Origin of the sequence: Pelatocladus sp. BLCC-F211 (genome assembly GCF_041928655.1) — a bacterium.
Classification (GTDB): Bacteria; Cyanobacteriota; Cyanobacteriia; order Cyanobacteriales; family Nostocaceae; genus Pelatocladus.
This window is the reverse complement of sequence record NZ_JBHFLM010000081.1, coordinates 43953-64387: the sequence shown is the minus strand read 5'-3', so window position 1 is coordinate 64387 and position 20435 is coordinate 43953. Positions and strand designations below refer to the sequence as shown.

The 20435-nt window shown below is 40.8% G+C and carries 12 protein-coding genes and 2 pseudogenes; 5 read left to right on the top strand and 9 right to left on the bottom strand.

The genetic code is table 11. From position 1 onward, the window contains the following. Positions 1 to 235 (top strand): annotated as a pseudogene (locus ACE1AT_RS10220) (photosystem II q(b) protein); the annotation flags it as partial. 744 nt (positions 236 to 979) lie between these two features. Here the strand turns inward: ACE1AT_RS10220 and ACE1AT_RS10215 are convergent. From ACE1AT_RS10215 to ACE1AT_RS10195, 5 genes are all read right to left on the bottom strand, one after another. Beyond that, entirely contained in the window at positions 980 to 6007 is a 5028-nt protein-coding gene (locus tag ACE1AT_RS10215) for a response regulator (protein ID WP_374867871.1), read from the bottom strand. A gap of 187 nt (positions 6008 to 6194) precedes the next feature. Further along, positions 6195 to 9101 (bottom strand): methyl-accepting chemotaxis protein, encoded by a 2907-nt coding sequence (locus ACE1AT_RS10210; protein WP_374867869.1) that lies wholly within the window; start codon positions 9099 to 9101, stop codon positions 6195 to 6197. Positions 9102 to 9118: 17 nt separating this feature from the next. Next, positions 9119 to 9649 carry a chemotaxis protein CheW gene (locus ACE1AT_RS10205; protein ID WP_374867867.1) on the bottom strand — a complete coding sequence of 177 codons (531 nt, stop codon included), beginning with the start codon at positions 9647 to 9649 and terminating at the stop codon, positions 9119 to 9121. 13 nt (positions 9650 to 9662) lie between these two features. Continuing rightward, entirely contained in the window at positions 9663 to 10028 is a 366-nt protein-coding gene (locus tag ACE1AT_RS10200; RefSeq protein ID WP_374867865.1) for a response regulator transcription factor, read from the bottom strand. A gap of 181 nt (positions 10029 to 10209) precedes the next feature. Then, entirely contained in the window at positions 10210 to 11406 is a 1197-nt protein-coding gene (locus ACE1AT_RS10195; RefSeq protein ID WP_374867863.1) for a response regulator, read from the bottom strand. A gap of 400 nt (positions 11407 to 11806) precedes the next feature. On the opposite strand from ACE1AT_RS10195, the gene hmpF reads away from it, so the two are divergent. Beyond that, complete coding sequence (gene hmpF / locus ACE1AT_RS10190) at positions 11807 to 13567, top strand: pilus motility taxis protein HmpF (RefSeq protein ID WP_374867861.1); 1761 nt, start codon at positions 11807 to 11809, stop codon at positions 13565 to 13567. A gap of 130 nt (positions 13568 to 13697) precedes the next feature. On the opposite strand, the gene tilS is transcribed toward hmpF, so the two are convergent. The 3 genes and pseudogenes from tilS to glyA all read right to left on the bottom strand — a co-directional run bounded on the left by tilS (position 13698) and on the right by glyA (position 17532). Beyond that, complete coding sequence (gene tilS / locus ACE1AT_RS10185; RefSeq protein WP_374867859.1) at positions 13698 to 14783, bottom strand: tRNA lysidine(34) synthetase TilS; 1086 nt, start codon at positions 14781 to 14783, stop codon at positions 13698 to 13700. A gap of 104 nt (positions 14784 to 14887) precedes the next feature. Beyond that, positions 14888 to 16091, bottom strand: a pseudogene (locus ACE1AT_RS10180) (RNA-guided endonuclease InsQ/TnpB family protein). Positions 16092 to 16248: 157 nt separating this feature from the next. Further along, positions 16249 to 17532, bottom strand: coding sequence for a serine hydroxymethyltransferase (gene glyA, locus ACE1AT_RS10175; protein ID WP_374867857.1), 1284 nt, complete (start codon positions 17530 to 17532; stop codon positions 16249 to 16251). A gap of 492 nt (positions 17533 to 18024) precedes the next feature. On the opposite strand from glyA, the gene ACE1AT_RS10170 reads away from it, so the two are divergent. Continuing rightward, complete coding sequence (locus ACE1AT_RS10170; protein WP_374867855.1) at positions 18025 to 18222, top strand: hypothetical protein; 198 nt, start codon at positions 18025 to 18027, stop codon at positions 18220 to 18222. Between the two features lie 88 nt (positions 18223 to 18310). Then, positions 18311 to 18790, top strand: coding sequence for a Tic20 family protein (locus ACE1AT_RS10165; protein ID WP_374867853.1), 480 nt, complete (start codon positions 18311 to 18313; stop codon positions 18788 to 18790). A 3-nt stretch (positions 18791 to 18793) separates the two neighbouring features. Here ACE1AT_RS10165 and ACE1AT_RS10160 read toward each other — a convergent pair whose 3' ends face one another. Beyond that, positions 18794 to 19567, bottom strand: a complete 774-nt coding sequence (locus tag ACE1AT_RS10160) for a fumarylacetoacetate hydrolase family protein (RefSeq protein ID WP_374867851.1) — start codon at positions 19565 to 19567, stop codon at positions 18794 to 18796. Between the two features lie 392 nt (positions 19568 to 19959). On the opposite strand from ACE1AT_RS10160, the gene rpsF reads away from it, so the two are divergent. Continuing rightward, on the top strand, positions 19960 to 20280 hold the full coding sequence (gene rpsF, locus ACE1AT_RS10155; protein WP_017312145.1) for a 30S ribosomal protein S6: 321 nt from the start codon (positions 19960 to 19962) through the stop codon (positions 20278 to 20280). Positions 20281 to 20435: the final 155 nt, after the last annotated feature.

Below are 20435 nucleotides of genomic sequence, written 5' to 3'. Positions count from 1 at the left end.
CTGGTTCACCGCACTGGGAATCAGCACCATGGCGTTCAACCTGAATGGTTTCAACTTCAACCAATCAGTAATTGACTCACAAGGTCGCGTGATCAACACTTGGGCAGACATCATCAACCGCGCTAACTTGGGTATGGAAGTAATGCACGAGCGTAACGCTCACAACTTCCCTCTCGACTTGGCTGCTGCTGAAGCTGCTCCTGTTGCAATCTCTGCTCCTGCTATCAACGGTTAATCTTTAAATAACGGAGGTGCGGTAAATCCCGCCTCTACGAAAATATAAAAGCGCTTACCTTAGGTAGGCGCTTTTTTATGATTGCTAGGAATTACACGTTTGTAGTAAGCACTTTACTTAAAAAATAAAGACTGTATTGCTTCGCAGAAGCCGCACGGTAGTCCTTACTACCAACTTTATTGACACGGTACTAGGGGCAATTAACGAATTTTTACCAGAAAATGAGAGTTTCGGGTATTTTGTTTGCGTAAATCCTGATTGCGATCGCTTCATCGCTTCAAAAGTTTCACAATTAATAAAGTGATTATTGATATTTCACTCAAAATATCTGTCTATGAAAATCTATTTTTAATTAACAGAAATAACTATAGACTTTTTGCAAAATCTATTTTCTTATACTTACCTACCGCTACCGCGATCGTCACTTGCAAACTTCATAAGATGCCCTCGAATTAGCTGTTAATTCCTTCTACAAAAAGCAGTCCGATTAACAGGAGTAGTTGAACATCATTTGGCATTTTGGCAGAAGTCAGTAGTAAGCACCGGGGATTGGGGAAGGTAGGGGTCCCCTTTGGGGAACTCGGGGTCCCCACTCCCTTGGGGGAGTGGGGATTAGGGGCGAAGGGGTAACGGGGATTGGGGATTGGTTATTCTTCTTTGTCTTCCTTTTCCTCCTTGTCCTCCTTGTCTGCCCACACCCCCTTCTGTCTCCCTGCTATTTAATATTTTGGATTTGAAAGTCTCTTAGCTAGCCACTAGTTTCTCACCTTTGAGCATCCGCGATGCTGCTTCTAGTAGAGCTTCTTCCAGATAAGGTTTGGTGAAATAACCACTTGCTCCCAAGCTGATAGCCATTTGTCGATGCTTGTCTGCACCTCGTGAGGTGAGCATAGCTATGGGTAAATGATTGAGGTTTGAGTCTTTTTGAATGCGAGAAAGTAATTCTAGACCATCGCAACGAGGCATTTCAATGTCACAGAATACGAGATCGCAAGGTAAACCAGAACGCAGTTTATCCCAGGCTTCTTGTCCATCACGTGCTTGTTCTACCCGATAACCTGCTTTATTAAAGGTTAAAGAAAGCAATTCTCTAACTGTAATTGAGTCATCGACAATCAGCACTGTCGGGTCAATTGTACTTACAGACGTATCTGGCTGATTTAGAGTTGATTTTTGACTCAAAATACCAACTGTACTTTGTTTAGAAGTCCTTCCCTGGAAGATATCGATAATTTCTAGCACATCAGCAATCGGCATAATTCGACCATCACCTAAGACGGTAGCACCAGCGACGCCAACTGGTTTAGGGGCGGGTCCTTCAAATTGTTTAATCACAATTTCTTGTTCACTCAGCACTTGATCAACCTGTAAGGCGACTAGTGTATTTGCCGATCGCACTACAACCACAGAAATCATATCATCGTCTCGGTTCCCACCGTAGACGTTACCTCGACTAAGTAGTCGATTGAAAGTTAAAAGTTCTTTTAAAGGTTTGAATGGCAGCATTCTATCCCGCCAAGGAATAAGCTTTTCACCTGCGTCGCCCTCTTGGATATTTTTTACAGGTACGTCTAGGGTATCTTCTACGCCATCCATCGGGAAAGCTATTCTGGCTTTATCAGAAACACAGAAAAGCGCTTTACAAATACTGAGTGTCAGTGGTAAACGAATCGTAAAGCTGGTACCTTTGCCCATCGCAGAATCAACAGAAATCCCCCCCCTGATTTCACTGATTTTTGTATGAACTACGTCTAAACCGACACCGCGACCTGCTAAATCATCTGCTTGGTCTTTGGTACTAAAACCTGGTCGGAAGAGTAGATCATAAACCTCTATCGGGAGCATATTTTTGGCTTGGCTGGGAGTAATCAAACCAACTTTGATTGCTTTTGCTTTTACCGCGTCTGAGTTAATTCCAGCACCATCATCACTGACAGAAATGATGGTTTGATTACCTTGATGGAAAGCACAAACAGTAATGGTTCCCACAGGATATTTTCCTTGAGATCGACGCTCCTCTGGCGTTTCAATCCCGTGAGCGATCGCATTGTTAAGCAAATGCGTTAGCGGTGTTTTGAGATGTTCCAAAATCATTTTGTCAATCAAGGTATCTCGACCTTGAATCACCAACTCTACTTGCTTCCCATACTTAATAGAGTTGTCGCGCACACCTCGCGGTAATAAATCGGTAGCCTGGGAAAAAGGCTCCATTCGCGCTCTTGTCAGTCCTTCTTGCAGTTGACCTGTAACTTGTCGGAATTGTCGTGCTACACGTTCGCTTTCTTCGGTGACAAAATCAATATCACTTGCAGACTCACGCACCCGCACAATCAGTTCAATCATTTCCTGGGACAAACTATGGAAGGGTGTGAAGCGATCCATTTCCAGTTCACTAAAACCCCTATCTGTATCTGATGTGCTGAAATTGCTATTTTTGCGACTAGCTAACAAAGATGCTTCTAGTAGCGATCGCTCATACAATTCCTGCATTCTTGTTCCCACATCCGAGAGATGCTGTACCTGATGCAATAGATTATCTAATGACTGGCGTAAACGTTCCTGATCCTGCTCTAGGGTATTGCGGTTTACTACCAACTCCCCAACTAAATTACTTAAATCATCCAGATGTTTAACAGGGACTTTCATTAATTGCTCAAATCTGGAAGTAGTATTCCAACCAGAGTTACGTCCACCTGTTAAATTGACTGTGCTAGGTGTTACCGCTCCCCCTACCATCCCTTCTAATTCTTTAAATTCATTCTCAATCTCTGGGGATAAAATCGGGTTGCTTGTATCTTTTTTAGAAAATCGTGGCGTAGATTGCTCTGCTACTACCGCATTTTCATCTTCCTCTAAAGTCAGCATTTCTTCTAAGGCAGCAAATTCGATATCTGGGATTGTGGGAGTATGAGCCTTTAGTATTACTTCTTCGTTAAGTAAATCATCTAACTCAGTAAATGCATCTTCTGCAAAAGCATCACTTTCTGCTTTTGTTTCTGTCTCTGCAATTACTGATTCTTCCTCAATCAAATCTGGAATTTTTATCTCATTATCGTAGCTGGAATCTTGTACATCTAATTCAGAATCTGGAATTTGAAATTGGAAATTATTTTGTTTATTTTCCGGCTCAAATTCATCTTTTGGCAAATTTGACAGTAATAAATTCTCACTCAAATCTAGACCAAAAGAAAAAGATTCTGCTATTACCTCTTGATTTGCAGCAATTAAGTTATCCAGAAATTCTATTTCTGAATCTGCCTGTATTTGAGATGCAATCATATCTGCAAAACTTAGGTCTGCTACATCTGTTGTAAATAATGCATCATCCTCTGAGTTAGGCTGAAAAACAAAAGGATTATTTCTACTATCAACTTCCAAATCATGAGATTCTGGTACTGGCAAATCATTAAATAAAACTTCTAGAGTTTCGTTGCTATCTTCTTCTATTCTGAGCGCATCTAACCAGTCAATTTCTTGTTCAGTAATTGGTTGATGTAAATCTAAAGCTTGTATTTCTGTGGAAAAATGAGTAAATTCGGGAGTGAATTCTAGAGCTTCTGGTTGTTGTGAAATATTATGAATATTCCGAGGAGATAACTCTTCATCAACAGGAGATGTACTTGTAGAATCATGTACTGCTAACTCAGCAAATAAATCATCGCTAGTATCAGTAGAGAGGATTAATTCTTGGGAAAAACCTAAATCTTCTAACTCAAAATCTTTAACTGACTCTGGTGTTTGCTGTTGGCGATCGCTAAAAATATCATCAGCAGCAGCCGCAAACAAAATTTGTTCTAATGCTTTGGCAGCATCTTCTTCAGCAGAAAATTCTAATTCTCCTAGTCCTGATAATTCTGTTTGTATCGATGAAACTAAATGGTCTGTAGTAGAGGAAAACTCTGTGGTTGTGGGACTAAGCTGATCAAATAAATCATCATATTCTGATCCATCAATAATAATAGTCGGATTATTATCTTGTTGTTCTTCATTAAACAGACTATCTAAAGTCGAATTTTCTTCTATTGATTGAGTAATTTTTTGCTCAATTTCCTGTACTGAACTTTGATTCTCAAATTCTCTTAATAAATTATCAGATTCACTTTGTAATTGCTGATATTCTTCTATTTTGTAATTAGATTTTAGTTGTTGATATTTGATATTTTCATTGAGTGTAGATATTACTGACGAATCCAGATTTTTGTCTAAACTTTCTTCTTCTAAAAAATCATCACCAAAAAGTTGTACAATAGTTAACTCTTCTTTCACATTGATAGTTTGTCTCTCTTGAATACTTGTATTCCCTTCTACAGATAATAACTCTGCTAAATCGTTGATAGTATCTCTTGGATCGTTGATCTCAACTTCAATTTGATTATTTGTGCTATCTTGTTCAGTAATTTCTTCTTCAATATCCCATGTCTCGTTAAAGTCAGGAGTTTCACTTTCAAATAATTGGGCAAGAGTATTTAACTCTGCTAATCCGACTTCTGGCCCATGAACTTCTAAACTTTGAATATCTAAATCTTCGTTCTCTTCATCATCTATATGGAGTTGATTAGATACTTCAGATAAACTGATAATAGTATTTTCTAATTCTAATTCCTGAGATTCAGGTTCATTTATCAAGTCAGCAAAATTAGCTGTATTTCCATGAATTTGTTCAGATAATTCTGAAAGGCTGTTGATCCTATCTTCTTGTGCAAATTCTATTAATTCTGTTTGTGTTGTCAATTCAACGAAATTATTGATATTACTACCCAATTGTTCAGATACTTCTGAAAGGTTAGTGATTTTATCTTCTTGTGCAAATTCGATTGACTCTGATAGAGTTATTAATTCAGTAATATTATCTGTAGTTGATGTAGTATTGTCGTCAGCAGTGGCGTTCTCAGCAGGTGTAGTGAATAAAGTTTTCTCTAATGCTGTTGATGGCGCTGCTTCTATGTCAGCTTCTTCCTTTGTAACATCAGTTGTGATGTCTAATAGTTCTATTTGAGGTGGAAGTAATGCTTCTAGCTGCTGACTAATAGTGATTTCAGCTTCTCTACCTGCTAGAACTAATTCTAGGGCTTGCTTGATATCTGTAATCACGATTTTTGCTAATGTTAAGTAGCTATTTTCTTGATTGGCGATCGCTTGACTTGCAGCTTGACACAAATTACACCAAGATGCACAATTTAATTGTTCACCAAGTTCGACCAATTGCCTACAGCAGTCTTGCAAACTTTGACGCGTTTCAGCTGTTGCTGGTTGCTTAAATAACTGCAACATTTCCCGGAGGTCTTGCAATATCAGGTTTTGGTGCTGTTGCCAGCGTTCAGTATCAGCAAGTGGTAATCCTGTAGCTCCTTGTTTGACGAGCAAATCCAGATGTTCATTTAACCACCCAAACACAGGTTCCGCTTCTGACATGATATGATTGGCAGTCTCTTCTGTCAGACCAAACGGACCAGTTAAATTCTCTAACAGTGCTTTGAGGGTATCAGATACACCCAAAAACAAAGATTCAAGCTTTTGATCAACCTGCACCGGACACTCTTTTAAGACTTTAAAACAGTCTTCTAAGCGGTGAGCAGTATGCTGAATACTACCCAGACCAAGCATCGCCGCCCCTCCTTTGATCGAGTGAGCCGCCCGAAAAACTTCATTGAGCATTTCTGGATCTTTAATAGTACTTTGCAGATTCAGCAACCCCTGCTCAATTGTGGTCAGGTGTTCTTTGGCTTCTTCAATAAAGTAACCGAGAATGCGCTGTTGTTGTTCTGGAAGCATAGTCAAGGGTCAAGGGTTAAGGGTCAATGGTCAAAAGTCAAGGGTCAAGGGAAGGGTCAAGAGTCAAGGGTCAATTGTCAATTCTCAATGGTCAATGGCTAAAAAGTTTTGGATTATGGACTATGGACTATTGACTATGGATTATGGACTATGAACTATAGACTATTGACTATGGACTATTGACTAATCATCTAGTTTCTGAGGTTTCTACTCGGAACCTTTCTACAGAGGCGATTAAGTCACGGGAGACGCCTACTAAGTTTTGTAGTGCGCCGGAAACTCGTTGAGCTTCTTGGGATGTTTCTTGGGCTGTGAGTTCGACTGATTGCATCACCTGAGCTACAGCGCGGGAAGTTTCTGTCTGTTCGACAGTGTCGGAAGTAATTGAGCACACAAGAATATCAATGCGATTTGCGACTTGAATAATATTTTCTAGCGATCGCTTGGCTTCTTCTGCTAATTTTGTACCTTGAATTACCTGCTGAGTACCTTCTTCCATCGCAGTCATCACTGAGCCTGTTTCGCTCTGGATTTGCATGACTATTTGTTCAATTTCTTTGAGAGATTTGGCTGATTTATCAGCTAACTGGCGTACCTCATCCGCTACGATGGCAAAACCCCGTCCCGATTCCCCTGCTCGTGCTGCTTCAATACTAGCGTTAAGAGCTAGTAAATTGGTTCTGGAGGCAATTTGAGAAATCAACGCGACAATTTTGGAAATTTCCTGTGATGATTCTGCTAGTCGCTTCACTTTGCGGGTGGTTTCGGCGACAGTTTCGCGAATTTCTAAAATCCCTGCTACGGTATTTTCTACTGCTTCTCCTCCTTTAAGAGCGATCGCACTGGCTTCACGAGCAACTGTTTCTGCTTCCCGTGCCGCTTCTGCTACCCGTTGGATAGAATCAGTCATCACCTGTACTGAATTGAGGGTGACAGCTAACTCTTCGGCTTGGCGCAAAGCATCGCTAGATAAGGCCCTGGCAAATGTTTCAGAGTTAGTTGCACCTTTGGTTACTTCCCGTGCTGCGACTTTCACCTGTTGGACGATATCTCGCAGGTTTTGAATCGTTAAGTTAAATGCATCAGCAACTGCTCCTAAAACGTCGGCTGTCACTTCGGCTTGGACAGTCAAATCTCCCCTCGCGGCTCCTTCTACGTCGTCTAATAGACGAATTACTTGCCGTTGCAAGTTTTCTTTGGCTTCTTCCTGTTCCTGGGCTTTGTGTGTGGCTTCATTGGTGGTCGTAAAAATTACCCGTGCCATTTCATTGAAGCCAGCAGCTAACTTGCCTAATTCATCTTCTGAGTAGACTGTGGCTTGGACATTGAGATTGCCTTTTTGCACCGCATCAAATTGGTTTTGCAAATCTTTGGTCGTGCGCCGGATTTGCTTGAGAGTGAGATTGCCCATAATCCCAGTGGTAGCAAAACTTACAAGCCCTGCGGCTAATGCCATTGCCCAGCCAGTATTGCGTACAGACTCCCGTTGTTGGGGTGGAGAAACTGTCGTAGCGGTGAAACTAACTAAAGCTACAACTACTGCTGAAGCTACACCGACACAGCCAGCAACTATCCATTGCTTTTTGCCTAGTGGCGCATTTTCTAGGGGTGCGAGAATCCCTTGTTCAATGCTGACTTGAGGTCTGATGTTGTTAACGTCTGTTTGAGCAAAGACTGGGACTGCTTCTTGGGAACCGGTGATACTAAACAATTCATCATCGCGATCGCCTTCTGTGGAGTTATCCACATTTTCATTTCCTTTTTCAGCAATCTCAGAATTTTCCAAAGGTTGACTAAAACTTTTGTTGTTTGATACGAGTGAAGCAGAATTTAGTTGCGAGTCAGCGAAATCAGAATTGGTGACAAAATCAAACTCTGCCTCAATATTTCCCAAATCGTCAAATTCACCAAAGTCATCTAAAAACTCAATATTGCTACCTTGAGAAACTTTGCTATTTAGTTGGCTGTTATCTTCTTGTTCATTTTCAGAAAATGATTCGGAACCAAAAGCTGATTCAAATGCCTCTAGATCAAAACTGTCATCATCAAAGTTGTGATTTTGCTTCGTCTGGGAATTGGAATTTATTTCGTTATCTTCAATAGTAAAATTACTTTTTAAAGATTTACTGTTGTATTCCACACGATTGATTTCTGTGATTTCAATATCTGTCTCTAGTTTTTGAACTAGCAAAGTTTCATCGTCGGAATAATTTTTTTTCATGTTCTGCAAACTATTATCACTAGTTTTTGGTGAGATTTGCTCCACAGAATCATGTTCTTGACTCTTTAAGGTAGGACTGGGTGTGAAAGAGATTTTTGCAAAATCTGAATCACTAATGTTTGGCTGATTTTCCACCAAATTATGATGAGAAGTACTTGTATTATTTTTTTCTAAATCGCTATTAATTTCTGTTTTGTCTATAGATGATGAAAGATCATCCTGTAAAAAAGCAGGTAATTCTAATTCTGCTTTTTCCCAGATATTGGCTTGTGAAGTTAACTCTAATTCTTGTTGAGAGGAGGTAAAAGGATTATCGTTGATAATTTCGGGAAAATCTGTGTCTGGAACTGATTCACTACTATCGGTAGGTGTATGAAATGGGTTTTCCGCTAAGAAAAGCTCTTCTATCTCCTCTGCTGTCTCTTCATGGTTAGCGATCGCGTTTAACTCAAAGCTATGATTATTTAAATCCTCTAAATTTTCTAAATCTTCTAATATTTCTAACTCTTGTTCTGCTGGTTTTTCTTCGGCAAACACAGAAGCATCTTGTGCAGATTGCTGGAATTTGTTATCATCAGTAGTATTATCTAATGCCTGTTGATATTGATTGATATGCTCCAGTCCTGTTTCCGCAAAAACAGTTACTTCTGGATCATCAGTTAGTTCCAACACTTTTTCATATTCGACTTTTGCCACATCATACTGCTGTAAAACATAGTAGATATGACCTCGTAACAAATGGGTGTTGGGGTCATTTGGTAGATTTTGCACCACCTCGTCGATGAGGATGGCTGCTTCTTGGTAGTCTTGTTGCGCGTAGGCTGTTAAAGCCTGTTGGTATGTCTGCGCGTTATCTTCTATACTCGCTGCCATTTCTTAACCTCCCTGTTTCATCCTGCCCAACGCGCACTGCGTAAAATTGCCGTTTGATCTAGTAGTCGCAGACACTGTTTGTGTTGAGCATTTAATAACCACTCTCCTCGCAAAAAAGGAGCCATTGTATCCGGTATATTTGTTGGTGTTAATAGATGCTGTGCATCTAGCCAATCCATACCGCCAATTTCTTCCACTGCTAAACCGACAATTGTGTCTTGTTCTTCTATGGCGATCACCGGAATTTCGGCGCGATCCGTATTTAATACTGTTGCTTCCCCTAGAAATTGACCCAAATCAGCCACCCAGATAACTCGACCTCGTAAATTTAGAGTACCCAAAAGTAAAGGAGAAGCATTAGGGATTGGGGTGATTCGATCAGGACTCAGTTCGATGACTTCCCGAATACCAGTTGCTGGTAGTGCAAACTCCTGATGCGAAGGAATAAGAAACCGCAAATGTAACTCACCTTCAGGACTTTCTACTTGTAATTCAGGACGAAAGTGATCTTGTCCATTGCCTCCTAAAAAGTCCGGTTTATTGACCATGTTCTGCTCATCCTTATCCTCGCAGTAGTTGTTTGACTGTTCCCACCAACTCAGTTGGTTGAAATGGTTTAGCTATGTAGGCATCTGCACCTTGTTTCATCCCCCAATAACGATCAAATTCTTCCCCTTTAGAAGAACACATCACCACAGGTACATTTTGGGTTTTGGGATCGGACTTTAAGCGACGGCAAACTTCGTAGCCATTCATTCGGGGCATGACAATATCTAATACCACTAAATCAGGAGCAGTTGTTTGAATTGCTTCCAAAGCTTCTACTCCATCACTGGCATGGGTTACTGTTAAGCCACTCGCTTTCAGGAGGTCTGTGATCATCTCCCTTTGTGCGATACTGTCTTCCACGATCAGAACTGTACTCATAAACGCCCCTATCTACCTCCTGATGTAGACGTCCCTACTTGGAACAGGCCCTGCTTTCCCCGTAAGCATTTACTGTATAAAATAATTTTATTTTTCACTTTTACTAGATAATGAGGTTTCTTAGGCTGGCTAGTTCTGTAGATATTATTTTTTACTCTATCTTTTACCAAATCAACAAGTGCTATGTTTGTTTTATTACTTCATATCCACTATTGTTTAAATATTTCTCCACAAGAATTACTAACTCAGTATGCCCAAATGGCTTGGTTAAATAATCGGTAGATCCCACCATTGTGGCTCTGATTCGATCAAAAAATCCTTCTTTGGCAGTGAGCATAATAATAGGTATATTCCGAAACGATTGGGAGTGTCGCAGCATTGCACAAATCTCGTATCCATTCAACTGTGGCATAGCAATGTCACAAAAAATTAAATCGGGTTGGAATTCAAAAACAAGACTGAGTGCTTCTAAAGGATTTGTGACGGCGATAGCTTCATAACCTTGTGTTTTCAAAATAGCCTCTATATTTGTACAGATGCTGAGTGCATCATCAATACATAATATGCGTTGCTTGTGGTTTTGTTGTAGGGAAAATGCATTATCTTGTTGATTTGTCAATAATTCAGTTGTGTTTGAGTATACTAAATGTACCCAGCCCTGTTGTACATACGGATATATTGCCTGAGCAACAATTAGAATACTGCGGTTGAGATGACGAGCTAATTGACGTAGAGATGTTTTCCCATCTGCCCAATGCTGTAGCTTATTCACAGTTACTTCTGGTAGGGAAGACCGTAGGTTCACTATGTCAGTAAGCATGGGAAATTGTTCTGGCGACTGAATATGAGGATACAATTGCTTCCACTGCTGCACCTGCTTAACGATTTTGGTAAGTAAAGGAGCAACTTCTAAAGTCGTTAATTGTGGTGTCAGTGCAGAACCCACTTCAAAAACAAAGCTACCTTGCTGTAAATTCAGCAGGTCAAATAGAGTCTCATGCACTAGGCTATAAATAATACTCCGAGCCTGAGTTGGATTAATAATATTCTGCTCTAATAGTGTCCATAAATAGGCATATTCTGGTGCATTCAATGTTTCTAAACAGACTCTTTGTTCTTCATCAAACTGTAGCTTGACTTGATAATGATGCAAATAATCACTCAGGCGAGATAAAGTGCGATCGCCATTAACTGCATAAATAATCTGACCGTTTACAAAAAAGATAATCCAAGACAGATTTTTGCGATTCTGATTTCTCCCAGCTTGAGGATGCTTGTGAAAGCTATGAGCTTCTACAAATAATTGTCCAGTACGCTGCCCCAATTCTATTAATTGCAGGATACTGCGAATATCTATTTCATATAAATTTCCCTGCATTTAGTGAAAAGGTACTCCTTTTTTGGGGACTGGGAAGGGGGACATAGGAGACAAGGCGAGCCACTGCGCCCTTGCGGGTTAAGAGCGTTGTAGCACGTGGGGTGGACAAGGGAGATGGGGAGAATAATTAATGACAATTGACCATTGACCCTTGACCAACCACTAACATACTGAGGTCAAGTTAGTGATCACACGGTAGTCATCATAACTCACAACAGTACAAAATATTGGATAAACAACGAGTTACTTGTATGAATATCCAGACGTGATATTTCCCGTCTATACATATATTTTGCCTGTCTTGTTTACCTATGATTTGGGTTAGACAAGGCAGGTTAACGCAATTATCTAATGTATAACCGAAAACACAATTATTAAGTGCATCAAAAGGATTAAAGGAGTGCTGTATTTAGCAGAAGTACAAAAACAAAAAGGTGGTTTACTTGGTGGTGGTGGCAAAACCGAGCTAAAACTTCTGGCTTGTCAACGGACAGATCAAAGTTGGAGTGCTGGATCAGAAGAAATTATTACAGCTGAAGAAGCCAGTAAATTAAATGATGGGGCGCTCATACTTGTAGAATTGAATCCTCAGCGTCAAGTGCAGCGAATTCAAGAAGCGGGACGCCCGCTAGTAAATATTTTGCAGAATTTTTCCCGTCAGTTAGAAAAATTTAAACTGAAGGAAGAAGAAATTGACCAATGGAAAGAGTCGCTGACATTTCAAGCGCAGGAACTTAACCGCCGCGAAATTGAAATGGAAACGCGCTTAGAACAACTCCAACAGATGGAGGATGATTTTCAACACTTAGATGCAGAAAAACAAGAAGTGGAAACTTCCCGTGCGGATATCGAAAAGCTGCAACAAGAAATTGAGCGTAACCGCCAGGAACTCGAAGGAGCTTGGGAGCATTTACGGGGTGAGCAACGTCGTCTAGAAGAACATCAAGCACAGTTGCAACAAGGAACTGTGGTGGATGAAGAACAAAGTCGCACCTTAAAAGAGTTGCTTGATCGCCTTTCTAGTAGTGTTGCTCCGACAGAAATAGTGGGGGAAAATCTACATCTGGCATTTGAAATGGTGGAACAACAGCAAGCTCTACTTAATCCCCACTGGGAACAACTGGAACAACAAAAGAAATTAGCTGAGGAACAACAGGCTGAAATTGAGCATTTGTCGCAAATTTTTTTTGAACATCAAAATGAATGGCAGCAAGCTCAAAATTCTCTAGAACAACAAACAGTTGATTTACAAACAAATACAGCTACTCTTAATAGTAAACAAGAGTATATTCGGATACTGGAAGAACAACTGCAATATCAGGAACAATTATACCAACAAATTTCGGCTTTATCTGCAAATTCTGGTGATGTAGTTTCCTCTGGGGAGATTGATATTGAAACTTTAGAAAAAATGCCTCTAGAAGAACTGCAAAAAACAGTGCAGGACTTACAGGACAAGTTAAATATAGACTCTAGCTTTGTTAATGATCAAGAACAAGAACTGAAATATAAACAAGAAACTATAGAAGAAATACAACAAAAAATCAATCAAGCATCCCCAACTGAACGAAGTCAATTAGAAACAGAATTAGCTGATGAAAAAGACCACTACCAAATGCTGAATGAGACTTTGGTGGGACAACGCCGTCATTTAATTGAGCGTCAAGCACTTCTCAAGCAGCACAAAATAATACTAATGCGGCGACAAGGACAAAATCTCACAAATGTTGAGGAAGATGAAAAATTAGATTTAAATCCGATACTCGAACAAATCCAAAAACAGCGACAACAACAGTCAGAAATACTACAAAATTTAGCAACAGAGATTGAACAGATAAAAGATAGTATTCATCAAATGCAAGAAAACATTGAGCAGCAAACTCAACAACAGGTGATGAAACGTGAGGAACTGCAAACAATGGAGCAGAACTTGCTATCATTACGAATGACAACAGCTAAATCTCAAGGTCAGCTAAATTTATATCAACAAGCATTACAACCAATTCAAGATAGCTTGGATGGATTGCGACATAAACTACAAAGCGTTTCTGAATCTTTAGCTGAAGTTCAACAAATTGGTGATTCTCAAATCGACGTTATTACTCAAATGCGTCAAGTAATCTTAAATTTAATTTCTCAACCAGAATTAGCAGGAACATAGAGATCAGGGACTAGGGTTAGAGATTTATTATTAAAATAGGTATTAACTGATCATGAATTTAATAACCTACAATTTTTATAGGGTGCGTGACGCTAGCGCTAACACACCCTACAGTGATTTTATTTTTACTTTATAAATAACCTCTAATCCAGATCCAATCACTTTCTACTCTTGCTGTTGCACCACCAGGAAATGGATCGGTTTGAGATTTATTTGGTGCTGTAATTAAGGCTGTAAGTTTTTCTATTTGCTCAAAACTAGGACTTATAGGAAGTATTTGTTGTAATACTTGCCGCATTACCCGTCTTTGCAGAGCAAGAGGGGCTTTTTGTAATACATGACGGTTGAGTTTGAGAGGAAGAGAAAAAGAGGACACGGGGACACTCTGACACTCTGACACGGAGAGTATTGTTGATAGATTCACCGCGTCACCGTGTTTTCCCTTCTCCGCGTCTTCTTCTTTGCTCATTGCTTCTTCTCGCAACTCCTGAGCAGCTTTTTCTAAGTATTCCACTTCTGCTTGCAGTAGTTCTGCTGTTTGCGCTAAAGCTGATTCTACTTTTGGGTTAAAGTTTTCGCACAAATATGGTAATAGTTCTTGGCGAATACGGTTACGGGCGTACTTTAAATCTTGATTTGTTGAATCTTCCCAGATCGGTAGTTGAAAATCTTCACAAAATTGCCCGGTTTCTGTGCGCGTAATTTCTAAAAGTGGGCGTACTAGCATGATGCCATCAACAAGTGGACGTCGCCAAGTTAAAGCTTGCAAACCATCAGCCCCAGTACCACGAATTAAGTTGTAAATTAGGGTTTCTGCCCGATCGCTGGCTGTGTGACCTGTAACTACATACTGATAGTTATGCTGCTGGGCGATCTTACTCAAAACTTTATACCGCCATTCACGTGCAGCAGCTTCAGTTTGTATAGCCTCTCGCTCTTGCGTTTCTACAGTCTCTAAGTAAAATGATATACCCCAATTTTTAGCTAAATTTTCTATGTGTTGGGCATTAGCTTGTGAATCAGGACGCCAGCGATGATCACAGTGGGCAATACTTACGTACCATCCCCATTTTGGTTGCAAATCTAATAGTATTTTTATTAAACACAGAGAATCTTGTCCGCCGGAAACTGCTACTAGTAAGTGCTGGTTACGTTCAAATAGGTGACGCGATCGGATCGTGCGATGTGTTTTTACATGTAAAGGAGTCCATGCCATTTTGGATTTTGAAATGCAGATGGACGCATAGGTATAGGTTTTTTATGAAATTAGTTTAAGGGTTTGACATCCTCACCGCCCTAAAAGTGCGGTGATTCCAAGAATCACTTCTTGGTTTTCCTCTTTCCGCGACTCGACTTACTTTGAGGAGTTTCCTCACTCCTTGCAGAGGTCGATGTCTCCAGAGGCGTTAGTTCCGATGTGACCCACCGTACTTAATCCTTTTTCCAATATGTTTCGCGCAGCATTATGATCTCTGTCTTGGACATGTCCGCAATGTAAGCAAGTATGTGTTCTGGTACTCAAGGTTTTCTTGACCAGCTTCCCACAGTTAGAACAATTTTGGCTGGTATAGTGAGGTGGGACAGCAACCGTGACCACGCCAAACACTTTGCCATAATACTCAACCCATTGCCGAAACTGAGTCCATGCTGCATCAGATATCGATTTGGCGAGGTGTCGATTCCTCACCATGTTTCGCACCTTCAAATCCTCGTACGCCACCAAATCGCTAGATTTGACCACGCACCTTGCTGTCTTAATAGCAAAGTCTTTACGCTGGCGACTTACCTTGAGGTGTTTGCGAGCCAATTTATTTCTAAACTTAGCTCTGTTTTTAGACCCTTTTTTTGTTTTAGACATGCGGCGAGAAAGTCTTTTCAAGGACTTCTCCATCCGGCGAAGATGTCGGGGGTTGGGAACTGTGTTTCCGTCAGAGTCGGTGTAGAAATGGTTCAGTCCTACATCAATTCCAACCGTCTTGAACGTGGGTTCTCGTTTTTCCTTCCGCTCAGTGTCGATGCAAAATTGAACGTAGTACCCATCTGCGCGACGGACAACACGGACACGCTTAAGGAGCTTCAACTGATAAAAATGCAAGTCACGGGTTCCCCACATCTTGAAGGTTCCCGCTTCAAAACCGTCAGAGAAAGTGATATACTGCCTATCTTCAGAGAGTTTCCACCCACTGGTCTTGTACTCAACACAACCATGTGTTTGTTCTTTCTTGAAGCGCGGATATCCCTTCTTCCCTGGTTTGTTCTTTTTGCAATTATCGTAGAAATGAGCAATGCTAGACCAAGCCCTTTCCGCACTAGCTTGACGCGCCATAGAATTGAGATTCTTGGCAAACTCAAACTCGGATGCCAATACAGCGCAATAGGCAGAAAGTTCGTAGCGCCCAATATCTTTATTGTCCATCCAGTATCTTAAGCAAGAATTACGAACAAAACGAGCAGTCCGAATCGCTTCATCAAGCTTTCGGTATTGCTCGCTTTGTCCAGAAAGTTTTGCTTCAAATACCAGCATTCTTACGTTCAACTCACTGACGTAATTATACCACAAAGTCGCCCTAGAAGGGCGAGGCTTTAAACCCAATTTTTCGGTAAGGGTATAAGGGTAAATATTTAATTGTTTTTCTTCCTCTTACACCCCTATATCCTTATACCCCTATACCCCTACATCCTTATGCTAAAGCTGGTACAGGAATTACCAAGTGGGGGTACAAGGGGAAGCGATCGCACAGTGCTGCTACCCGTCGCCGACAATCAGCAGCAACACTTTCGGAATCTGGATTTAACAGGCGATCGGCAATAATATTACCAATCTCTGTGAACTCTGCTAATTCCATACCCCGTGTCGTCATCGCCGGCGAACCCAATCTCAGACCACTAGTTACAAATGGTGATTCTGGATCGAAAGGTACGGTATTTTTGTTAGTAGTAACATTTACAATACTTAGATACTGTTCCGCTTGCTTTCCAGTCATGCCTATACTCCGTAAGTCTACGAGCATGACATGATTGTCAGTACCATTTGATACTAGTTTAAAACCGCGATTTTGGAGTTGTGTAGCTAAAGCACGGGCATTTTCAATTACTTGGGCGGAATAAGTTTTAAATTCGGGCTTCAAAGCTTCTCCCAAAGCCACCGCTTTACCTGCAATGACGTGTTCTAATGGGCCACCCTGAGTACCAGGGAAAACGGCTTTATCGAGTTTTTTACCCAATTCCGGGTCACGAGTCATAATTAAACCACCTCTTGGCCCGCGTAGGGTTTTGTGGGTAGTTGTTGTCACTACATCACAATAAGGTATGGGGCTGGGATGTAAACCGCTAACCACCAAACCAGCAATATGAGCAATATCTGCGAGCAAATATGCACCAATTTCATCAGCAATGCTGCGGAACTTTTCAAAATCGATGATCCGGGGATAGGCAGAATAACCACAAATCAAGAGCTTAGGACGCTCCCTTAGCGCCAGCTCTCGAACTTGGTCATAGTCTAGTTGTTCTGTCTCCTGATTGACACCGTAATGAACAACCTTAAACCATTTTCCCGACACATTTACAGGTGAACCGTGAGTCAGGTGTCCGCCATGGGATAAATCCATTCCCATGATCTTGTCTCCCGGTTCTAGAAGCGTTAGAAAGACAGCAAAATTCGCCTGAGCGCCAGAGTGGGGTTGTACGTTTGCATGAGCAGCATCAAACAATTGTTTAGCACGGTCAATGGCGATTTGCTCTATTTCATCTATAAATTCACAACCGCCATAATAACGTTTACCAGGCAAACCCTCAGCGTATTTATTTGTGAGTACTGAACCCTGTGCAGCCAGTACAGCCGCTGAGGTAAAGTTTTCACTGGCAATCAACTCCAAATGATCACGTTGACGCTGTAGTTCTTTGTTGATTAAATTGGCAACTGCGGGATCGGAGGAGGTCAAAAAATCTGAATTGGTCAGAGTCACTTTTAGCTATCCTTGAATGGAAATTTGTATGCAAGTGGGTTGTTGGTAGTTAGTTGTTAGCTGTTATTAGGAGCGCAAGGCCTTGCGCCCCTACAGTGGTTGTTCCAAACAACAATCAACAATCCACAACCAACTACCACAAGCAATATATTTATTTAGGCTAACCCACATATCAAGTATGGATCATTGCTGGTATTGGTTGGTTCTCATGAAGTTATGTATTCGTTTTTACTACAAAAAATCTGATCCAACATACAATAAAATTAAAGTCCTAATTAGACTCATTTTTTGGTTTGTTCTCAACTGCATACTTCCAAACTGACTTTGGAAAGCGAGAATTCATAGATGTTTAATTGATGAACAGATCATTTATCTATTAAGTAGACTAAATACATTATTAAATACATCTGCGATTAAATTACAATCTACAATCCAAAATACCAGCTTAAGAGGAAATACAAGAAATTATTGAGGAGTTAAAGGAGGGATTGGATGCTAGTAATTTTGATGGAGGATCAGATCCTTGCCCCTCAGCAAGTTTGTCAATCTTGTCTACTAGCTGATAGTAGTGGTCAACCCCGTTGGCGTCAAGGTCAACTACGCTGCGGTCATATAATCAGCAAAATCACTGAGCGTCAACCAGATCAGTACGAGTGTATGATGGGTTTCCGCATTGCTAACATAGAATGAAGCATATCTGTGAGAAATAATAAATAACTTAACTGCGTTATTCTAGGGTCATGTGACTGTTGAATTTTAATCTTAGGAGAGCGCAGTTATGAGTTGGCGTGGGTCTACAACCGTTCAAGATAGGATTTTTGCTTGCTTGCCTTATTTGCTTCCTATTATTGAAGTTTTTGCTTATGGACGATTTTTTCTGGCACAGTTTCCACCTGTGCAAGTGTTGTTTCTGCCCTTGGTGCCATTATTGCAAATTTACTACGGCGTCCGTTATGCCGGGTTGATTATTTTCTTTGCTTTATTTATTTTTGTAGTCCGAAACGAAAAAATCAGTCATTTTATTCGTTTCAACACTATGCAGGCGATTCTTTTGGACATTGTAGTTTTCTTGTTTGGTATCCTAACTGATATTGTGGGACTGCTTCCATCTGGAGGTTTTGCGATCCAAACCCTATATACTACAATTTTTCTAGGAATAGTGGCAGCATCTGTATATTCTATAATCCAGTCGCTGTTAGGGCGTTATGCAGAAATTCCTGCTATTTCCAATGCAGTGTACATGCAACTGCCACGCTAGCGATCAACTACCTACTACTGTGTTTTCCAAGCGACCAATACCTTCAATTTCTATACGGACGCGATCGCCTATTTTCAGAGGGCCGACTCCCACAGGCGTACCTGTCAGCACAATATCCCCCGGTAACAGTGTCATTACCTGACTGATGTAAGATACAAGATAATCTGGGGGAAAAACCATTTGGTCGATAGTTGCAGATTGTACAGGAGCAGGCTCTTCATTCAAGAAAGTCTGTAGTCTGGCTCCTGGGCTTAATTCGCGGACAATCCACGGGCCAAGAGGACAAAACGTATCAAAGCCTTTTGCTCGCGTCCATTGATTATCTTTTCTTTGTAAGTCTCGCGCCGTTACATCATTAGCGATCGTATAGCCCCAAATTTTCGTTTGGGCTTCTTGGAGTGTGCAATTAAAAGCGCGATCGCCAATGACTAATGCTAATTCCCCTTCATAGTCTACTCGTTGTGACTGCGGTGGATACTGAATTTTTCCTAGCGAAGCAATTACAGACGTGGGCGGTTTGAAAAAAATCAGTGGTTCAGCAGGGACATCAGTTCCCATTTCCGCTGCATGTTCCGCATAATTTTTGCCGACAGCCACGATCTTTGAAGGCGCACAGGGAGCCAAAATTTCGTAATCATCTGGTTCTAATATTAAATCCGTGGGTTGACCTTGTAACCACGGGGGAGCATCCAGCACCTGTACTTTCATGGAAAGTTGTAGCAAACCATAATAAATCTGCCCTTCTGGATTCTGAACTCGCACAAAGCGCTGCGCCATAACTTTGATAAATACCTCTGTTTTTAATCAAATCGCTTCTGAAGTCAATTGTCTACAGTCCAAAGTCTATAAACTAATGACTAATTGCCGGAAACTGGCGCACCCTTGCGGGAAGCCGAAGAAGGCGGCTCTACAAACTTTTCGCAAAATCTAAAATTGTTATTATTCACCTCCTTGTTGGATCATATTTTACTTTCACTCTTAAAAAACGCTACGCTCAGAAATTGTGTCAAACTCCTAAATATCAGAAATTAAGATTTCACACTTTGGCAAATTTCTTGTAAGATCGTAATTCCTTGTTGCTGTATGTGTAGTTAGTTTATTTGTATAACTTATTACTCTCACTACTTTTTGACATCAGCAGCCACATAGTCCAAAAGGAGATTAGAACCATGCAAACAGTTTACGAAACAATGTACATCTTGCGTCCTGACTTGGGTGATGAGCAAGTAGAGCAAATTATTGCTAAGTATGAGAACTTGCTAAGGGAACAAGGTGCTGACAAAATTCAAAGTCAGAATCGAGGTAAGCGCCGTTTAGCTTATGAAATTCAAAGACAAAGAGATGGGATATATATTCAATTGAACTACACTGGTCCTGGGAAAATGATTGCTGTGTTGGAACGCGCTATGCGTCTGAGCGAGGAAGTCATTCGCTACCTAACACTCAACCAACAGGTAGAAGAGCCAAAAGCTTCTACAGAAGCAGCATAGGTAGTTAGTGGTCAGTAGGGGCGCAAGGCTTTGCGCTCCGATTATTTCTTTGCTAAAACCCACTAACAACTAACAACTTATTATTTATATTTTAAGAAAGTAAAAAAAAATTCGTTTTTCTACTTGCCGAATTCTCCGGGAATGCTAAATTAACT

Coding starts and splice junctions, on each gene's coding strand:
- ACE1AT_RS10215 (WP_374867871.1), bottom strand. CDS start 6,007: ATGCTTCCAGAACAACAACAGCGCATTCTCGGTTACTTTATTGAAGAA.
- ACE1AT_RS10210 (WP_374867869.1), bottom strand. CDS start 9,101: ATGGCAGCGAGTATAGAAGATAACGCGCAGACATACCAACAGGCTTTA.
- ACE1AT_RS10205 (WP_374867867.1), bottom strand. CDS start 9,649: ATGGTCAATAAACCGGACTTTTTAGGAGGCAATGGACAAGATCACTTT.
- ACE1AT_RS10200 (WP_374867865.1), bottom strand. CDS start 10,028: ATGAGTACAGTTCTGATCGTGGAAGACAGTATCGCACAAAGGGAGATG.
- ACE1AT_RS10195 (WP_374867863.1), bottom strand. CDS start 11,406: ATGCAGGGAAATTTATATGAAATAGATATTCGCAGTATCCTGCAATTA.
- tilS (WP_374867859.1), bottom strand. CDS start 14,783: ATGGCATGGACTCCTTTACATGTAAAAACACATCGCACGATCCGATCG.
- ACE1AT_RS10170 (WP_374867855.1), top strand. CDS start 18,025: ATGCTAGTAATTTTGATGGAGGATCAGATCCTTGCCCCTCAGCAAGTT.
- ACE1AT_RS10165 (WP_374867853.1), top strand. CDS start 18,311: ATGAGTTGGCGTGGGTCTACAACCGTTCAAGATAGGATTTTTGCTTGC.
- ACE1AT_RS10160 (WP_374867851.1), bottom strand. CDS start 19,567: ATGGCGCAGCGCTTTGTGCGAGTTCAGAATCCAGAAGGGCAGATTTAT.
- rpsF (WP_017312145.1), top strand. CDS start 19,960: ATGCAAACAGTTTACGAAACAATGTACATCTTGCGTCCTGACTTGGGT.